The organism is Serratia sp. TSA_105.2 (assembly GCF_052692115.1).
This window is the reverse complement of record NZ_JBQZFT010000006.1, coordinates 128,549-147,143: the sequence shown is the minus strand read 5'-3', so window position 1 is coordinate 147,143 and position 18,595 is coordinate 128,549. Positions and strand designations below refer to the sequence as shown.

At 63.3% G+C, this 18,595-nt stretch carries 16 protein-coding genes; 10 read left to right on the top strand and 6 right to left on the bottom strand.

Features of this window, described 5'->3' with window-relative positions; translation table 11 throughout:
• Positions 1-69 precede the first annotated feature (69 nt).
• Positions 70-432: a YibL family ribosome-associated protein gene (locus ACUTSC_RS18290; protein WP_025304785.1), complete on the top strand. Its 363-nt coding sequence runs from the start codon at positions 70-72 to the stop codon at positions 430-432.
• Positions 433-443: 11 nt separating this feature from the next.
• Here ACUTSC_RS18290 and ACUTSC_RS18285 read toward each other — a convergent pair whose 3' ends face one another.
• The 4 genes from ACUTSC_RS18285 to sodA all read right to left on the bottom strand — a co-directional run bounded on the left by ACUTSC_RS18285 (position 444) and on the right by sodA (position 4,771).
• The gene (locus ACUTSC_RS18285; protein WP_197768339.1) at positions 444-1,223 is read right to left on the bottom strand and encodes a methyltransferase domain-containing protein; all 780 of its coding nucleotides are present in this window, start codon (positions 1,221-1,223) and stop codon (positions 444-446) included.
• A 102-nt stretch (positions 1,224-1,325) separates the two neighbouring features.
• Positions 1,326-1,997: a 6-hydroxyaminopurine reductase gene (gene yiiM, locus ACUTSC_RS18280; protein ID WP_197768338.1), complete on the bottom strand. Its 672-nt coding sequence runs from the start codon at positions 1,995-1,997 to the stop codon at positions 1,326-1,328.
• 99 nt (positions 1,998-2,096) lie between these two features.
• Positions 2,097-4,025 carry a methyl-accepting chemotaxis protein gene (locus tag ACUTSC_RS18275; RefSeq protein ID WP_197774059.1) on the bottom strand — a complete coding sequence of 643 codons (1,929 nt, stop codon included), beginning with the start codon at positions 4,023-4,025 and terminating at the stop codon, positions 2,097-2,099.
• 125 nt (positions 4,026-4,150) lie between these two features.
• Positions 4,151-4,771, bottom strand: coding sequence for a superoxide dismutase [Mn] (gene sodA, locus ACUTSC_RS18270; RefSeq protein WP_004934003.1), 621 nt, complete (start codon positions 4,769-4,771; stop codon positions 4,151-4,153).
• 416 nt (positions 4,772-5,187) lie between these two features.
• On the opposite strand from sodA, the gene fdnG reads away from it, so the two are divergent.
• From fdnG to selB, 8 genes are all read left to right on the top strand, one after another.
• Entirely contained in the window at positions 5,188-8,235 is a 3,048-nt protein-coding gene (gene fdnG / locus ACUTSC_RS18265; protein WP_107227524.1) for a formate dehydrogenase-N subunit alpha, read from the top strand.
• 12 nt (positions 8,236-8,247) lie between these two features.
• A complete protein-coding gene (gene fdxH / locus ACUTSC_RS18260; protein ID WP_033649532.1) occupies positions 8,248-9,150 on the top strand; it encodes a formate dehydrogenase subunit beta in 903 nt (300 codons plus the stop codon).
• The gene (fdoI, locus tag ACUTSC_RS18255; protein ID WP_004934017.1) at positions 9,147-9,782 is read left to right on the top strand and encodes a formate dehydrogenase cytochrome b556 subunit; all 636 of its coding nucleotides are present in this window, start codon (positions 9,147-9,149) and stop codon (positions 9,780-9,782) included. The genes fdxH and fdoI overlap by 4 nt, the downstream gene beginning before the upstream one ends.
• Positions 9,782-10,711 (top strand): formate dehydrogenase accessory protein FdhE, encoded by a 930-nt coding sequence (fdhE, locus tag ACUTSC_RS18250; protein WP_033639080.1) that lies wholly within the window; start codon positions 9,782-9,784, stop codon positions 10,709-10,711. Before fdoI ends, fdhE begins: the two co-directional genes overlap by 1 nt.
• A gap of 114 nt (positions 10,712-10,825) precedes the next feature.
• Positions 10,826-11,476, top strand: a complete 651-nt coding sequence (locus ACUTSC_RS18245; protein WP_197768336.1) for a DcrB-related protein — start codon at positions 10,826-10,828, stop codon at positions 11,474-11,476.
• Positions 11,477-11,516: 40 nt separating this feature from the next.
• Positions 11,517-12,122: a glutathione S-transferase gene (locus tag ACUTSC_RS18240; RefSeq protein WP_197768335.1), complete on the top strand. Its 606-nt coding sequence runs from the start codon at positions 11,517-11,519 to the stop codon at positions 12,120-12,122.
• 68 nt (positions 12,123-12,190) lie between these two features.
• Entirely contained in the window at positions 12,191-13,585 is a 1,395-nt protein-coding gene (selA, locus tag ACUTSC_RS18235; RefSeq protein ID WP_197768334.1) for an L-seryl-tRNA(Sec) selenium transferase, read from the top strand.
• Entirely contained in the window at positions 13,582-15,438 is a 1,857-nt protein-coding gene (gene selB / locus ACUTSC_RS18230; RefSeq protein WP_197768333.1) for a selenocysteine-specific translation elongation factor, read from the top strand. The genes selA and selB overlap by 4 nt, the downstream gene beginning before the upstream one ends.
• Here selB and ACUTSC_RS18225 read toward each other — a convergent pair.
• Positions 15,428-16,339, bottom strand: a complete 912-nt coding sequence (locus tag ACUTSC_RS18225; protein WP_197768332.1) for a LysR family transcriptional regulator — start codon at positions 16,337-16,339, stop codon at positions 15,428-15,430. The genes selB and ACUTSC_RS18225 overlap by 11 nt on opposite strands.
• A gap of 121 nt (positions 16,340-16,460) precedes the next feature.
• Between ACUTSC_RS18225 and ACUTSC_RS18220 the strand changes: the two genes are divergently transcribed.
• The gene (locus ACUTSC_RS18220) at positions 16,461-17,087 is read left to right on the top strand and encodes a LysE family transporter (RefSeq protein WP_197768331.1); all 627 of its coding nucleotides are present in this window, start codon (positions 16,461-16,463) and stop codon (positions 17,085-17,087) included.
• A gap of 48 nt (positions 17,088-17,135) precedes the next feature.
• Here the strand turns inward: ACUTSC_RS18220 and ACUTSC_RS18215 are convergent, their stop codons facing one another.
• Complete coding sequence (locus tag ACUTSC_RS18215; RefSeq protein WP_063989204.1) at positions 17,136-18,383, bottom strand: MFS transporter; 1,248 nt, start codon at positions 18,381-18,383, stop codon at positions 17,136-17,138.
• Positions 18,384-18,595 lie beyond the last annotated feature (212 nt).

Here is an 18,595-nt window from a genome sequence, read left to right as displayed (position 1 = left end):
GCGCGCCTTTTGCTACAATGCCGGTATCATTGATTAGCGTGCCATTTTGGGCACAACGGGCCAGAGACCATGAAAGAGAAAGAAAAGGCAGAGATCAAGCGCCTGAGCGACCTGCTGGACGCCTTGAACCACAAAGACGCCACCGTGATCCAACAGGGCAATCCTGAGTTGATCGCGCAGCACACCAAAGAAAAAGAGAAACTGGCGACGGAGATCGAGCGCCTGAAAGACGTGCGCGGCGAGAAGCTGAGCGCCGAAGCGCAGAAGCTGAGCAAACTGCCGTTCAGCCGCGAGATCACCAAGAAAGAGCAGGCTGATATGGGTGCGCTGAAGAAAAGCGCGCGCGGGCTGATCGTGGTGCACCCGATGACCGCGCTGGGCCGCGAGATGGGCCTGAAAGCGGTCACCGGTTACGCCAAGAAAGCGTTCTGAACCCCCGGGCGTCAGACCTTGGTGGTGAAATACGCCTTGGTCTGATAGGGCACGGTGACCGTGTCCTGGCCCCGCAGTTCCTCTTCTTCCGCCACCAGCTGGCGCAACCGCTCGATAACCTGCTCCTGTTGCGGCTGCGGCAGCGCGGCGATAAAGCTGGTTGAACGCACCCGGTTGTAGATCACGTCCTCCACCGCGCCGCGGTGACCCAGCATAAACACCTGCTCCTGCAGCGGTTCAAAGCCTTTGAACGGGAAGAATTTGCGCCATTCGCCGGTATAGAAACGCGGCGCATCGCCTTCGTGGCTATCGACGATCTGATTCAGTTTACGCACCCAACCGACGCGCGCATCGCGCATGTTCCACACCAGACCGAGTTTGCCGCCGGGCTTGAGGATGCGCTGGATCTCCGCCAGCGCCTGCGGCGTGGCGAACCAGTGGAAGGATTGGGCGCACACCACCGCATCGACCGACTCGTCCGGTAGCGGGATCGCCTCGGCGGTGCCCGCCAGCGTTTTCACCTGCGACAGCGCCGCCGACAGCTTTTCCAGCATTTGCGGCACCGGTTCGACGGCGATCACCTGTGCGCCGGTTTCCAGCAGGCGCGGGGTGAACTTGCCGGTGCCGGCGCCGAGATCGATGACCGTCATGCCGGCGTGCAGGCCGATAGTCTCACGCAGCCAGGTGGCGATTTCCGGCGGGTAATCCGGCCGGCCCTTCACATAGCGATCGGCATTGGCCTGATAGCCTTCGGCGGCGGCGTGATGAATCGAATGGGTCGGGGTGGTCATATACCTGGCTCCTGGCTGAAAAAACGTGCGGCTACAGTATAGGCGGAAGAATAGGGTTAACGCGGCATTCGGCGCACGTTTTTCATTTTTCCGCCCGCGATTTCAACGGCCGAGCAGGCGGCGGTTGAAGTCCTCGAGGCGCCCTTCGGCAAGCCGCGTGAGCATGGTCTTGCTCCAGCTGGCGGAGAGGCCGGCCACCGCCAACAGGCGGCGATACTGTTCCGCGTCGAACGGCATGTGCCAGGCGATGGCGATGGCTTCGGCGACCGACACGTCGCTGTTGCGCGCCGCCAGCTCCAGCGGACGATCGCCGCTGACCGCGCCGGGTGACACTACCCGATACAGCCAGCCGCAGCGGCCGCTTTGCTGCATCAGCACCGAAATATCCTCGATGGCGAAGTGATAATTGAGCTTGAAGCACGGTGAGCGCGGCTGAGTGACCTGGATCAGCGCTTCGCCCCAGCGGAAGATGTCGCCCATAAACACATTGTGTTCGGTCAGCCCTTCGGTGGAGATATTCTCGCCGAAGGCCGGGGCGCAAAACTGCTCTGCCTGCGCCGGAAACTGCTCGCGCCAGTGGGCGTGATGCTCGCGCGGGTAGTGGCACAGCGCGCGATCCGGCCCGCCGTGGTAGCTTTTTTCCGCCTGTTCGTCGCCCTCCAGGCCGAGCGGCGTGAGCCGGATGGCGCCATCCACCTGGCGTTTGGCGATGGCGCTGGGGCGCCCGCCTTCGTAGGGTTGAATATTGCCGATGTAAACGTCTGGGTGATGCATGTGCGCCTCCGTGTCTCGCGTCGAAGGCTCAGCATAGCCTGAGTTGTGCCGGGGGGACATAACAACCCGCCCGAAAATCCTCGGGCGGGCGGCGGGGCGTCAGAAGGTGGTCCAGTTCTCTTCCGCTGCGGCGTTGGCGGGCGCGGGTTTTACCGCCGGCGCTTTCGGCGCGGCGGCTTTCACGGCGGCGGGTTCGGTCTGCTCCGCCAAACGGAACACCGAGACGCTCTGCAGCAGCATGTCGGCCTGTTCTTCCAGCGAATCGGCGGCGGCGGCGGACTCTTCCACCAGCGCGGCGTTCTGCTGGGTGGTGTGGTCCATCTCGACGATCGCCTGGCCAATCTGGGCGATGCCGCGCGTCTGTTCATCGGAGGCGGCGGCGATCTCGGCCATGATGTCGCGCACGTGGGTGACCGAACGGACGATCTGTTCCATGGTGTTGCCGGTGCTTTCCACCAGTTCGGTGCCGGTTTTCACCCGGCTGACCGATTCGGCGATCAGCCCTTCGATCTCCTTGGCCGCCTGGGCGCTGCGGCTCGCCAGGCTGCGCACTTCGCTGGCGACCACCGAGAAGCCGCGGCCCTGTTCGCCGGCGCGCGCCGCCTCTACCGCGGCGTTGAGCGCCAGGATATTGGTCTGGAAGGCAATGCCGTTGATCAGGGTGGTAATTTCGGCGATACGCTGCGAGCTGCTGGAGATATCGCGCATAGTGCTGACCACGTTCTCCACCAGCTTGCCGCCCTGTTGCGCGGTCTGCGAGGCGTCGGTGGCCAGCTGATTGGCGTGATGGGCGTTGTCGGCGTTCTGTTTCACCGTGGCGGTCAGCTGTTCCATGCTGGCAGCGGTTTCCTCGACCGCCGCCGCCTGCTGCTCGGTGCGGGAAGAGAGATCGGTGTTGCCGGCGGCGATTTCCGCAGAGGCGGTAGAAACCTGGCTGACCCCCATCTGGATCTTCTCAATCATGGTGCGCAGGTTTTGGCTCATCGCCGCCACCGCGTTCAGCAACTGCCCCAGCTCGTCGCGGCGGGTGCTGGTCTGCGCCTGGCGCAGGTCGCCGCCGGCGATGCGCTCCGCCATGGCCAGCGTGCTGTGCAGCGGACGGGTGATCTGCAGCGTGATGCGCCAGGCGATAAGCACCCCGGCGATGATGGCGATCAGGGTGGTGATGCCCATTTGCAGCTGCGCCAGATTGATGTTGTTGTGCGTCTGCACCAGCTCGTCCTGCATAAAGGCGTTGACCAGCATGCCGATCGCTTGCGCGCGTTCGCCGAGCTGCCGGCTGATCTGCTGCTCGTGCTCATAGGCCGGCAGGTAAGCCGCGATGCGGTTTTTGTAATCGTCCAGGGCGGCCAGCAGCGGCTGCAGCTGCGGGCGCTGCGCGTCGCTGACCCGGCGGCTCAGCGCGTTGGCCGCGTCGCGCGCGTCGTCGATGGCCGCCATCAGCGGGGCTTCGGTTTCCTTGTTCAGGCTCAGCAGCAGGCCGCGCGCGCCGTAGCGCACCTGGGTCAGCTTCTGGTTCAGCTGGATGAAGGCCAGCTGCAGATCGCCGTTGGTCAACTGGCGTTCCACCTGGCTCAGGCTGGCCTGCACTTCCGACATGTTCCAGCTCTGGCGCACTGCGTCTTTCGCCGTGACCGCCTGCTCAAAGACTTTTTGCTGCTGCTGATATTCCCCGATCAGCGTCACCAGACGCTGCAGATCCTTGCGGCTTTGGGCGTCCCAGTCCAGCGCCTGCCCCTGGTCTATCAGTTTGACGGCGTTCTCAATATTGGCGCGGTTGTTCTGAATGTACTCCGGCCGATAGGTCTGGCCGTACATGGCGCGGTTGTATTTGGCCTGGTTGATCTCCTCGTTCAGCCGGTTGCTGAAGTCGATGCGATCGGCGCGGGATTCGATGATGTGCAGATATTGCGCCCCGGTGCCGGCGATGACGACCGCCAACAGCAGCAACAGCGCGAAGCCGAGACCGAGCTTTTTACCTACGGTGAGATGAGTGAACTTTCCTGCCAATGTTTGCAATGCCGCCATAGCGTTTTTCCTTCTCCGGGCGAACGTCAATTGAACAAACCATCGGCAAGAAGTGGTCAAACTTTAGCGGATTTCAGGCAAAAAAATACCCGCCGGTGGCGGGCATCTTCATCAACGGGGACGAATTACTTCTTCGCGGCGAAGCGTGCGGCGGCTTCGTCCCAGTTGACCACGTTCCAGAACGCCTTGATGTAGTCAGGACGTTTGTTCTGATATTTCAGGTAGTAAGCGTGTTCCCACACGTCCAGGCCGATGATTGGGAAACCGGAAGCGCCGGCGACGGCTTCGCCCATCAGCGGGCTGTCCTGGTTAGCGGTAGACACCACGGCCAGTTTGCCGTCTTTCAGCACCAGCCAGGCCCAACCGGAACCGAAGCGGGTGGCTGCGGCTTTCTCGAACTCTTCCTGGAATTTCTCAACGCTGCCGAAATCGCGCTCGATGGCCGCTTTCAGATCGCCGCCCAGCGTGGTGCCGGTTTTCAGGTTTTTCCAGAAGAAGCTGTGGTTGGCGTGGCCGCCGGCGTTGTTGCGCATGAAGGTGCGTTTGTCGGCAGGCACTTTATCCAGATCCTGGATCAGCTCTTCAACGCTGTATTTGGCCAGCTCAGGGTAGGCTTCCAGCACGGTGTTGGCGTTGTTGACGTAGGTCTGGTGGTGTTTGGTGTGATGGATTTCCATCGTCTGCTTGTCGAAATGCGGTTCCAGTGCGTCGTAAGCGTACGGCAGGGATGGCAGTGAATAACTCATAATCATCATCTCCAGTGGTGTATGGGCGGCGCAAAGGGCGAGCACCGCGTAAGCAGTCGGATCATTATAGTTAATTAAATGATATTGAAAATGATTATCAATGCCCTGTTAACTGTGTGGTTAATGAGCGGGTCGCTGCGCTAACTTACTGATAGAAGAGGGCGGCGGATGGCCGCATCAAGCCGTCGATCCGGCGCGTGGGTTACTCTCTATACTGTAGGGAGCGCCAACGCCGAAATGTATCGAAATGTGCCAATGCGTTCACTGAATGAGCACGAGTGTGTAACAACCACAAGCACGCTGTGGTAATATGGCCGGCGTTCGTAGCAAGCATAACAACAGTGACATTCGCGTTTGTCGCGCTAGCGGGCAGGCGCATTTGAACAATGTGACAATCGAGAGTAAAGGAGACCCCCATGCAGGTCAGCAGAAGGCAGTTCTTTAAGATCTGCGCTGGCGGTATGGCAGGAACGACGGTGGCCGCGCTGGGCTTTGCCCCCGACGTGGCGTTGGCGGAAACCCGGCAGTACAAACTGCTGCGCGCCCGCGAGACCCGTAATACCTGTACGTATTGTTCCGTCGGCTGTGGGCTGTTGATGTACAGCCTTGGTGATGGCGCCAAAAACGCCAAAGAAAGCATTTTCCATATCGAAGGGGATCCGGATCATCCGGTAAACCGCGGCGCGCTTTGCCCGAAAGGCGCCGGCCTGGTTGATTTCATCCACAGCGAAAGCCGCCTCAAGTACCCGGAATACCGGGCGCCAGGGTCGGACAAATGGCAGCGCATCAGCTGGGACGACGCCTTCACCCGCATCGCCAAGCTGGTGAAAGAAGACCGCGACGCCAACTTCATCAAAACCAACGATCAGGGCGTTACCGTCAACCGTTGGCTGACCACCGGCATGCTGTGCGCCTCGGCCGCCAGCAACGAAACCGGTTTTCTGTCGCAAAAATTTAGTCGCGCTCTCGGCATGCTTGCCGTAGACAACCAGGCGCGTGTCTGACACGGACCAACGGTAGCAAGTCTTGCTCCAACATTTGGTCGCGGTGCGATGACCAACCACTGGGTTGATATCAAGAACGCGAATTTGATTATCGTCATGGGCGGTAATGCGGCGGAAGCGCATCCGGTGGGGTTCCGCTGGGCGATGGAAGCCAAAATACACAACAATGCCAAGCTGATCGTAATCGATCCGCGCTTTACCCGAACCGCATCGGTGGCGGACTTCTACACGCCGATCCGCTCCGGGACCGACATCGCTTTCCTGTCGGGCGTATTGCTGTATCTGATGACCAACAACAAGTTCAACCGCGAATACGTCGAGGCCTACACCAACGCCAGCCTGCTGGTGCGGGAAGACTTTGCCTTCGAAGACGGCTTGTTCAGCGGCTACGACGCGGAAAACCGCAAGTACGACAAAACCACCTGGAACTACCAGTTCGACGAGAACGGCTTCGCCAAGCGCGACGTCACGCTGCAGGATCCGCGCTGCGTGTGGAACATGCTGAAACAGCACGTGAGCCGCTACACGCCTGACGTGGTGACCAACATCTGCGGCACGCCGAAGGACGATTTCCTCAAGGTGTGCGAATACATCGCCGAAACCTGCGTCGCGGATAAAACCGCTTCGTTCCTGTACGCCCTGGGCTGGACTCAGCACTCGGTCGGCGCGCAGAACATCCGCACCATGGCGATGATCCAGCTGCTGCTCGGCAACATGGGCATGGCGGGCGGCGGCGTCAACGCGCTGCGCGGCCACTCCAACATCCAGGGGCTGACCGATCTCGGCCTGCTGTCGCAGAGCCTGCCGGGCTACATGACGCTGCCGTCGGAGAAACAGACCGATCTCGAGACCTACCTGAAGGCCAACACGCCGAAGGCGCTGCTGCCGGGCCAGGTGAACTACTGGGGCAACTACCCGAAATTCTTCGTCAGCATGATGAAGACCTTCTACGGCGACAAGGCGCAGAAGGACAACAGCTGGGGCTTTGACTGGTTGCCGAAGTGGGACAAAGGCTACGACGTGCTGCAGTACTTCGAGATGATGGCGCAGGGCAAGGTCAACGGCTACTTCTGCCAGGGCTTTAACCCGGTGGCGTCGTTCCCGAATAAAAACAAGGTAGTGGCTTCGCTGTCCAAGCTGAAGTTCCTGGTGACCATCGATCCGTTGAACACCGAGACCTCCAACTTCTGGCAGAACCACGGCGAGTTCAACGAGGTGGACCCTTCGCAGATCCAGACCGAAGTGTTCCGCCTGCCGTCCACCTGCTTCGCCGAAGAGAACGGCTCGATCGTCAACTCCGGCCGCTGGCTGCAGTGGCACTGGAAAGGCGCGGACGCCCCGGGCGAAGCGCTGAACGACGGCGAGATCCTGGCGGGCATCTTCAGCCGCCTGCGCGAGATGTATGCGCGCGACGGCGGTGCGGTGCCGGAACAGGTGCTGAACATGACCTGGGACTACCTGACGCCGGACAACCCGGCGCCGGAAGAGGTGGCGCAGGAAAACAACGGCAAGGCGCTGGCGGATCTGCTGGATGCCGACGGCAAAGTGCTGGTGAAAAAAGGCGAGCTGCTCAGCTCGTTCGCGCAGCTGCGCGACGACGGCACCACCGCCAGCGGTTGCTGGATCTTCGCCGGCAGCTGGACGCCGGCCGGCAACCAGATGGCACGGCGCGACAACGCCGATCCGTCCGGCCTCGGCAATACGCTGGGCTGGGCCTGGGCATGGCCGCTCAACCGCCGCATTCTGTACAACCGCGCCTCGGCGGATCCGCAGGGGAAACCGTGGGATCCGAAACGCCAACTGCTGGAGTGGGACGGCGCCAAGTGGGTCGGGGCCGATATCCCGGACTACAGCACCGCCGCGCCGGGCAGCGACGTTGGGCCGTTCATCATGCAGCCGGAAGGCATGGGCCGCCTGTTCGCCACCGACAAGATGGCGGAAGGGCCGTTCCCTGAACACTACGAGCCGTTCGAAACGCCGCTCGGCACCAACCCGCTGCACCCGAACGTGGTGTCCAACCCGGCGGCGCGCGTGTTCAAGGACGATCTGGCGGCGATGGGCAAATCCGACAAATTCCCGTATGTCGGCACCACCTATCGTCTGACCGAGCACTTCCACTACTGGACCAAGCACGCGCGGCTGAACGCCATCGCGCAGCCGGAGCAGTTCGTGGAGATCGGCGAGAAGCTGGCGGAGAAGAAAGGCATCAAGCAGGGCGACACCGTGAAGGTCAGCTCCAACCGCGGCTACATCAAGGCCAAGGCGGTGGTGACCAAGCGTATTCGCACGCTGCAGGTGCACGGCCAGGAAGTCGACACCATCGGCATCCCGATCCACTGGGGTTACGAAGGGGTGGCGAAGAAAGGCTTTATCGCCAACACACTGACGCCATTCGTCGGCGACGCCAATACGCAAACGCCGGAGTTCAAGGCGTTTCTGGTCAACGTGGAAAAGGTGTAACGGAGACGAATTATGGCCATGCAATCTCAAGACATCATTCGTAAATCCGCCACCAATGGTTTCACGCCGGCGCCGCGCGCCCGTGACCACCAGGAAGAAGTGGCCAAGCTGATCGATGTCACCACCTGTATCGGCTGCAAGGCCTGTCAGGTGGCCTGTTCCGAATGGAACGACATCCGCGACGAGGTGGGGCACAACGTCGGGGTGTACGATAACCCCGCCGATCTGACCGCCAAGTCGTGGACGGTGATGCGCTTCTCCGAGGTGGAGGAAAACGGCAAGCTGGAATGGCTGATCCGCAAGGATGGCTGCATGCACTGCGCCGATCCGGGCTGCCTGAAGGCCTGCCCGTCGGAAGGCGCGATCATTCAGTACGCCAACGGCATCGTCGACTTCCAGTCCGAGCACTGCATCGGCTGCGGCTACTGCATCGCCGGCTGCCCGTTCGACGTACCGCGCATGAACAAGGACGACAACCGGGTGTACAAGTGCACCCTGTGCGTCGACCGCGTGGACGTCGGCCAGGAACCGGCCTGCGTGAAAACCTGCCCGACCGGCGCCATTCACTTCGGCACCAAGGAAGCGATGAAGCAGGTGGCGGCGGATCGCGTCAGCGAGCTGAACACCCGCGGCTACCAGAACGCCGGTCTGTACGATCCGGCGGGGGTGGGCGGCACGCACGTGATGTACGTGCTGCACCACGCCGACAAACCGCAGCTGTATCACGGTTTGCCGGACAACCCGAGCATCAGCCCGGCGGTGACCTTCTGGAAGGGCGTGTGGAAACCCCTGGCGGCCATCGGCTTTGCCGCCACCTTCGCGGCCAGCGTGTTCCACTATGTCGGCGTCGGGCCTAACCGCGTCGACGATGAGGACGAGCACGACGAGTCGCATGACGAGGAGACGCGCAAATGAGAAAGGAAAAGCCCATTCAGCGTTACAGCGCACCGGAGCGCATCAACCACTGGATCGTGGCGTTCTGCTTCGTGTTCGCCGCCATCAGCGGGTTGGGGTTCTTCTTCCCCTCCTTCAACTGGCTGATGAACATCTTCGGGACGCCGCAGCTGGCGCGCATTCTGCACCCGTTTGTCGGGGTGATCATGTTTGCCGCGTTCCTGCTGATGTTCCTTCGCTACTGGAAGCATAACCTGATCAACCGGGAAGATATCGTCTGGGCCAAGAACATCCACAAAATCGCCATGAACGAGGAAGTGGGTGACACCGGGCGCTATAATTTCGGCCAGAAGTGCGTGTTCTGGGCAGCGATTATCAGCCTGGTGCTGCTGCTGGCCAGCGGCGTGGTGATCTGGCGGCCGTATTTTGCGCCGTCGTTCTCCATTCCGCTGATCCGCATCGCGCTGCTGGTGCATTCGCTGGCCGCGGTCGGCCTGATTATCGTGATTATGGTGCACATTTACGCCGCATTGTGGGTAAAAGGCACCATTACCGCGATGGTGGAAGGCTGGGTGCCGGCGGCCTGGGCCAAGAAACATCATCCGCGCTGGTACCGTGAGGTCCGCGAGAAACGACAGGAAGATAAACCCTGATGAGTATCCGCATCGTTCCTAAAGAGCAGTTAGGGGCACAGCGTGAGAAGTCCACAACGGCGGAGAACATCCCGCCGTTACTTTTCGCCAACCTGAAAAGCCTGTACAGCCGCCGCGCCGATCGTCTGCGTCAGCTGGCGGTCGACAATCCGCTGGGCGACTATCTGAACTTCGCCGCCGAGCTGGCGCAGGCGCAGCAGCATGCGCTGCACGATAACCCGCTGCAGCTCGATCTGAGTGAAGCGCTGGCGCAGGGTGCCGCCAGCGGCAAACCGCCGCTCGATCTGAGCGTGTTCCCGCGCAGCGAGCACTGGCGCAAGCTGCTGACGTCGCTGATCGCCGAGCTGCGCCCGCAGGCGCCGGAACACATTCTGGCGGTGCTGGACAACCTGGAGAAAGCCTCGGCGCATGAGCTGGAGCTGATGGCCGACGCCTTGCTCAACCGCGAGTTCGGCAAGGTAGGCAGTGAGAAGGCGCCGTTCCTCTGGGCCGCGCTGTCGCTCTATTGGGCGCAGATGGCCAGCCTGATCCCCGGCAAGGCGCGCGCCGAATACGGCGAGCAGCGCCAATTCTGCCCGGTGTGCGGTAGCATCCCGGTTTCCAGCATGGTGCACATCGGCACCGTCAACGGCCTGCGCTACCTGCACTGCAACCTGTGCGAAAGCGAATGGCACGTGGTGCGGGTGAAGTGCAGCAACTGTGAGCAGACCCGCGATCTCAACTACTGGTCGCTGGACAGCGAGCAGGCGGCGGTGAAGGCGGAGAGCTGCGGCGACTGTGGCACTTACCTGAAGATCCTCTATCAGGAAAAAGACCCGCAGGTCGAAGCGGTGGCCGACGATCTGGCTTCGCTGGTGCTGGATGCCCGCATGGAAGAGGAAGGCTTCGGCCGCAGCAGCATCAATCCGTTCCTGTTCCCGGCGGAGTAACCGCCCGGCCCCGTTCGCGCGGGGCCGGACCAGCAATTTCAGCACGGGCTTCTGGCATTCGCCCGGGCGAGTTGCTACGTTTAGGCCATAACGCGCCAAGCGAAAGGAACCACGATGTTAAACACCCTGGCAAAACTGACCGCGGTCGCCGTGTTGGCGGTTGGACTGGCGGCCTGCGACAACAAGGACGACACCAAACCGGCGGTGCCGCCACCGGACACCAAGCCGACCGTGACGCAGCCCGCGCCACCGCCGCCGCCTGCGCCGGTAGAAACCCCGCCCGCGCCACCGGGGCTGAGCGTGTCGCTGCAGAAGGGCAAAATCACCTTCGAACTGCCGCCGGGCTTTAGCGATCAGACGCTGAACAGCGGCATCATCAACGACAGCACCTCCACCATTCAGCGCTTTCTCGACGGCAAGTCGCGCCAGAGCGCGGTCTCGTCCGAAGTGATCCCGCCGGACGGCATGAAGCTCAACACCAGCGACAAAATGCTGAAAGAGCTGGCGCAGAGCGCCATCACGGTGCTGGCCGAACGCTATCAGAATATCCAGACCACCAAAGAAGAGAACTTCAGCGTCGGCAAACAGAAGTTTCGCCGGGTGGATACCGAGCAGACCGTCAACGGGCAAAAGGTGGTCTCCACCCTGGTGTTGACGGTGTTCAACAAGCGGGTGGTGACGCTGCAAATGCTGTCGCCGGCCAAAACGCCGGAAGTGCATCAGGCGCTGGTGCAGCGGATTATCGATACCCTGGCAGTGAAGTAAGCGCATTGCGCCACGGCCAGGACGAAGCGGAGGAGATCGGATGAAGCTTATCGGCAGTTACACCAGTCCCTTTGTGCGCAAGATTTCCGTGATGTTGCTGGAGAAGGGGATCGCGTTCGAATTCGTCAACGATCCGCCGTATGAGCCCGGCAGCCGGGTGAAGGACCTTAACCCGCTCGCCAAGGTGCCGGTGCTGATCGCCGATGACGGTGAGGTGTTTTACGACTCGCCGGTGGTGGCCGAATACCTTGAGCTGCTGGCGGTGGAACCGGCGTTTTTGCCGGCCGATCGCGCCGCCGCGTTGCGCGTTCGCCAGGTGGCGGCGCTGGCGGACGGCGTGACCGAAGCGGCGGCGACCCTGTTTCGCGAAAGCCGGCGCGCGCCGGAAAAACAGGACGAAAACTGGATGCTGCGCCAGCGTGACAAGCTGACGCAGGGGTTGGATGCGCTGGAGGCGCTGGCGCGGGAAAAAACGTGGCTCAATGCCGAGCGGCTGACGCTGGCGGATATCGCCACCGGCTGCGCGCTGGGCTACCTCAATTTCCGCCGCATCCTGCCCAACTGGTGCGTCGAGCGCCCGGCGCTGGTCAAGTTGGCCGAACGTCTGTTCGCCCGCGAAAGCTTCGCCCGCACCTCGCCTCCCTGAGCTTTTTTCTCCCCCGCCGCGGCGGGGTTTTGCTATGCCGATACGTCTAAACTGAAAACCGAGCGACCATGAGCACTGAATCCCACCTTCTTTACAGCCAACTGCCCGCCATTGACCGCCTGCTGCGAGAACCCGCGATTGAACCGCTGGTGGCGCGGTATGGCCAGACGCTGATCGGCGAACTGCTGCGCCGGCTGCAGGCCGAGGCGCGCGCCGCTATCAAGCAACAGCAACGTTTACCCGCCTGGTGCGACGACTGGCCGCAGGCGCTGCGGGCGAAGCTGGCCCGGCAGCAACGCCCGGCTTTGCTGCCGGTGTTCAACCTCAGCGGCACCGTATTGCACACCAACCTCGGGCGCGCCCTGCTGGCGCAGCCGGTGAAGGAGGCGGTGAGCGCGGTGATGGGAGAGGCGGTGACGCTGGAGTACGATCTGGACGGCGCCGGGCGCGGCCATCGCGATCGGGCGGTGGCAGATCTGCTGTGCCGGCTGACCGGCGCGGAAGACGCCTGCATCGTCAATAACAACGCGGCGGCGGTGCTGCTGATGCTGGCGGCGATCGCCCCCGGCAAAGAGGTGGTGGTGTCGCGCGGCGAGCTGGTGGAAATCGGCGGTGCGTTCCGCATTCCCGACGTGATGCGCCAGGCGGGCTGCCAACTGGTGGAGGTCGGCACCACCAACCGCACCCATCTGAAAGATTACCGCCAGGCCATCAACGAGCAGACCGGCCTGTTGATGAAGGTGCACACCAGCAACTACAGCATTCAGGGCTTTACCGCGGCGGTCGATGAGGCCGAGCTGGCGCAGCTCGGGGCCGAGCAGGGCGTGCCGACCGCCACCGATCTGGGCAGCGGCTCGCTGATCGACATGGCGCAGTACGGCCTGCCTGCCGAACCGATGCCGCAGCGGCTGCTGGCCGCCGGTGTCGATCTGGTGACGTTCTCCGGCGATAAGCTGCTGGGCGGCCCGCAGGCCGGCATCATCGTCGGCAAAAAGGCGCTGATCGCTCGTCTGCAGCAGCATCCGCTCAAACGCGCGCTGCGCGTCGGCAAGCTGACGCTGGCGGCGCTGGAGGCCACGCTGCGGCTCTATCTGCAGCCGGAAAAACTGGCTGAGCAGCTGCCGACGCTGCGGCTGCTGACCCGCCCGCAGCAGGAGATGCAACAGGCGGCCGAACGGCTGCTGGCGGCGCTGGCGCCACGGTTCATCGCTGATTTCGACCTGCGCGCCGAACCGTGCTGGTCGCAGATTGGCAGCGGTTCGCTGCCGGTGGATCGCCTGCCCAGCTATGCGCTGACCTTCACGCCACGCGACGGCCGCGGCGCCACGCTGGAAGCGTTGGCTGAGCGCTGGCGCCGCCTGCCGCAGCCGGTGATCGGCCGCCTCGGTGATGGCCGGCTGTGGCTGGATCTGCGCTGTCTGGAACAGGAAGGGGCGCTGATCGACGCGCTGAGCGCCTCATGATCATCGCCACCGCCGGCCATGTCGATCATGGCAAAACCACCCTGCTGCAGGCGATCTCCGGGATCAATGCGGATCGCCTGCCGGAAGAGAAGCGCCGCGGCATGACCATCGATCTGGGCTACGCCTATTGGCCGCAGCCGGACGGCCGGGTGCTGGGCTTTATCGACGTGCCCGGCCACGAGAAATTCCTCGCCAATATGCTGGCGGGCGTCGGCGGTATCGACCATGCGTTGCTGGTGGTGGCCTGCGACGACGGCGTGATGGCGCAGACCCGCGAGCATTTGGCGATCCTGCGCCTGAGCGGTCGCCCGGCGCTGACGGTGGCGCTGACCAAGGCCGACCGGGTGGAGGCGGCGCGTGTCGACGAGGTACGCCGCCAGGTGCGCGACGAGCTGGCGCGCCAGGGCTGGCCCGATGCGCCGCTGTTTGTTACCGCGGCGGCGGCGGGAGCGGGCATCGAGGCGCTGCGCGCGCATTTGCTGGCGCTGCCCTCCGGCGAGCACGCGCTGACGCGCCGTTTTCGTCTGGCGGTAGACCGTGCGTTCAGCGTCAAAGGGGCGGGGCTGGTGGTGACCGGCACCGCGCTCGGCGGGCGGGTGCAGGTAGGAGATACGCTGTGGCTGACCGGCGCCGACGCGCCGGTGCGGGTGCGTGGCCTGCATGCCCAAAATCAGACCGTGGAGCAGGCGCAGGCCGGGCAACGCATCGCGCTTAACATCAGCGGCGATGTCGATAAAGACCGGATCGCGCGCGGCGACTGGCTGCTGGCGCAGCGTCCGCCTGAGGCGGCGGAACGCATTCTGGTGGCGCTGGAAGCGGATCGGCCGATCCGCCATTGGCAGCCGCTGCATCTGCACCATGCCGCCAGCCACATCACCGGGCGCATTTCGCTGCTGAACGACGGGCTGGCGGAACTGATCCTCGATCGCCCGCTGTGGCTGGCGGAAAACGATCGGCTGGTGCTGCGCGACATCGGCGCACGGCAAACGCTGGGCGCGGCCCGGGTGCTCAGGCTGAGCGCGCCCAAGCGCGGCAAGCGCCGGCCGGACTACCTGGCATGGCTGCAGGCTCTGGCGCAGGCGCAGGACGACGCGCAGGTGATGGCGCTTGAGCTGCCGCAGGGCGCGCTGTCGCTGGCGGCGTTCGCCTGGGCGCGTCAGTTGACCGACGACGGCCTGGCGGCACTGCTGGCGGACCGCGATCTGCTGATCGTCGGTGACCGGGCGCTCGCGCAGGATCAGGTGCAACAGGCGGAGAGCCGGCTGCTGCAGGTGCTGGCGGAGTACCACCAACAGCACGCCGACCAGCTGGGGTTAGGGCGCGCCCGCCTGCGGCGCATGGCGCTGCCTCAGCAGCCGGAAGCGTTGGTGTTTATGATGATCGATAGGCTGCTGAAAGCCGGTGCGCTGCGCAACACGCGCGGCTGGCTGCATCTGCCGGAACACGGTCTGGCATTCAGCGCCGAAGAGGCGCCGCTGTGGGCACGCATCGAACCGCTGTTCGGCGACGAGCCGTGGTGGGTGCGCGATCTGGCGAGCGAGTTGGGCGAGGAAGAGAGCCGGGTACGGGCGCTGCTGCGCAAGGCGGCTCAGCTGGGCCATGTGACGGCGGTGGTGGTGGATCGCTACTACCTCAGCCGACGCATCGAACAGTTCGCGGCGCTGATCCGCGAGCTGGATGCGGAGCGGGGCGGCGCCAACGCCGCCGACTTCCGCGATCGGCTCGGCGTCGGGCGCAAGCTGGCGATCCAGGTGCTGGAGTTCTTCGATCGCAGCGGCTTTACCCGCCGCAAGGGTAACGAGCATCCGCTGCGCGACGGTGGGTTGTTCGGCAGCGAGTCCCCTAGCCGATAAACCTGACGGCGGCCTGGCTGACGTCGGGCGTTTGGGCGGTGAGAAACGCCTGTAAGCGTTCGATCAGCGGCCGTTTCGCCGACTCCGCCGGCCAAACCAGATAGTAACCGTCGCCGGTGCGCACGGCGGCGTCACAAGGCAGCGCCAATAACCCCTCCTCAATGGTTCGCAGGCTCAGCGCCAGATCGCCGATCGAGACACCGTGCCCGGCGATGGCCGCCGCGTTGCCCTGTTCCAGCGAGTCGAACACCTGGCCGCGCATGAGATCGATCGGGGCCGCGATGCCGCTTTTTTGCAGCCAGCGGCGCCAGTCGCGCCGATCGGGCGAAGGGTGGATCAGCGGGCAAGCGGCGAGATCGCGCTGCCCGTCGGCGAGCAGCGCGGGGGCGCAAATCGGGATTAGCCATTCGTCGAACAGCTTGGCGGCGGCGGTGTTGGCGCCGAAATGGCCGTTGCCGAGCAGGATGGCGCAGTCGTAGGGTTCGCTGAAGAAATCCACGCTGTCGATGTCCATCCAGACGCTGGCTGCTTGCACCTCGAACGCCTGCGCCGTTTGCCGGAACCGGCTCAGACAGTCCAGCAGCCAGCGCAGGGTCAGGGTGGAGGGCGCCTTCAGCCGCAGCAGATCGCGGTGGCTCCTGAACAGCTCGCAGGCTTGCTCGATGCGGCCAAACCCTTGCTGCAACTCGGCGGCGAAGATTTTCCCCTGCGGCGTGACCTCGATACGCGGGCCGTTGCGCTGGAACAGCCGGCAGCCGAAGTGCTGCTCCAGCGTTTTGATGTGCTTGCTGACCGCGCTCGGGGTGAGATGCAGCTCCTCGGCGGCCAGCGTGAACGAGCCGGTGCGGGCGGCGCTTTCGAAGGCGCGCAGGGCGTAAAGCGGCGGAAGGGAACTGGCCATCGCGGCGTCTCTAATAATGAGTCTGATTCACAGTAAACGACAGGATTACTCCTTTTTCAAGGCGGGGGCGGCGGCATGATAATAGCGCGACGCCAACTGACTGAATGTGAGTGAAATAAAGATGAACCTGTCGTTGCTGGCGGCGTATTTCGCCGCCATTTTGTTGCTGATCGCCACGCCGGGGCCGGTGGTGGCGATGGTGGCCAACACCGCGGCGCGCTTTGGCGCCCGGCGTGCGCTGTTGACCGCGCTGGGCAGCAACGGGGCCTCCTTGTTGCTGATCGGCATCGCCGCGCTGATTATCACCGGGCTGTTCGCCGTGGATATGCGCATGCTGCAGTGGGTAGGCCTGCTGGGCTGCCTGTTTATCGGCCGTATGGCGATCGTCTCGCTGTATGAGGATTTATCCGCGCGAACCCCCGATGCGCAGCCCGTTGCGCCGCCGCAAAAACGCTCGGCGATCCTGAGCGGTTTTCTGGTGGGCATCGCCAACCCCAAAGACATTGTCTTCTTCGTCGCCTTTTTCCCGCAGTTCATCGCCGTCACCCCCTCGATCGGCGCCAGCCTGACGCTGCTGACCGCGCTGTGGGTGCTGGCGGACTTCGCCATCTTGCTGGTCTATATCACCCTGCTATCGGGAATGGCGCTGCAGCACGCGCGGCGGGCGATCTCTGTTCTGTCGGCGTCGCTGCTGTTGGGGGTGGCGGTGATAGGGGCAGGATATGCGTTGTGGGCACTGTTTGGCTGAAACCGCATAAAAAACGCCGGTCGGGAGACCGGCGTTTTATCGTCGCGTTTAAGCCGCGCCGGTCGGCTGCGGCGTGGGGTCGCCGTTGCGGCGTTTGCCGATAAACAGCGCCACCAGCGTCAGCCAGCACAGGCCGCTGATGAGGTTGAACAGGTTGAACAGCCCGCTGCCGCCCCAGACGTAGGCGACCTTGGCCAGCTCGATGCCGACGGTGAACACCATCATGCTCAGCATGCCCATAGTGGCTGACACCGTGCCCTTGCTGACGTTGCTGGAGAACAGCGTCAGGCGGTACAGCCCGGCGTTGGCGAGGCCAATGCCGAAGGCGTACAGGCTCAGGCCGGCGGTCATCCACAGGTAGGCGTGGCTGGAGAACTGGGTTGCCAGCGCGGCGATCAGCAACCCCAGCAGCATCGGGCCTGCGCCCAGCTTGATCAGGCGCTCCACGCTGTTTTTGCCGGTCAGGCGCGCCAGCGTCAGGTTGCCGAGGATCAGTGCGCCGAACACCGGGATTTGCAGCAGGCCGTAGTCCAGCGTCGACAGCGACTCACCGCTGATCAGGATCACCGGCGACTGGGCGATCCAGGCCAGCAGCGGCAGGCTGGCGAAACCGATCGCCAGCGCGCCGCACAGGAAGCGGCGGTTGCCCAGCACCTGGCGGTAGTCGCGCCACAGGTTGGCGGCGGAAAACGCCTCGCCCTGCAGCGTGGCGGTTTCCGGCATCGCTTTCCACAGGCCGTAGAAGGCGATGGCCGCCAGCGCGGCGAACAGCACGAACATGCTCTGCCACGGCGCGACGTGGATCAGCGCCGCGCCGGCCAGCGGCCCGAGCAGCGGGGCGATCAGCGCCACGTTGGCCATCAGTGCGGTGATTTTGATGCACACCGATTCTTCAAACGACTCCTGAATGGTGGCGTAGCCGACGGCGCCGATAAAGCACAGGCCGATGCCCTGCAGGAAACGCATGGCGATGAACTGTTCGATGGTGGTGACCAGCAGGATCGCCAGGCAGGCGACGATAAAGAACGCCACCCCGGCCAGCATCACCGGGCGACGGCCGCGGCGATCCGACAGCGGCCCGAGCAGCCACTGCAGGAAGATGCCGCCGGCCAGATAGGCGGTCATCGAGGTGGGTACCCACTCTTCGCCGGCGTTGAAATCCGCCACGACGGCCAGCATGCCCGGCTGAATCATATCGTTGCCGATATAGGTGGCGAACTCGAACAGCACCAGACAAAGAGGGAATAAAAGCGCCTGTCGGCCCAAACGTGCCGCAGGTGGTAATGTCGTTTTCATATTATTGTACTGATAGTAAAAGAGAAAAAGGAACTGCCAGGGCGGGAAGCGCAAACTGAGCGAGTTGTGGCGGCTATTTTGCCGCCAATTGTTCACCTTCGCAATAATAAGGTGTTGTTTAAGTGCATTCTGATATTTCGCTTTTGGGTTGTCGCCGAACGCCGTGCCCGATAACCTCTTCTTAACATATCAATATGACACAAGATCGGGCG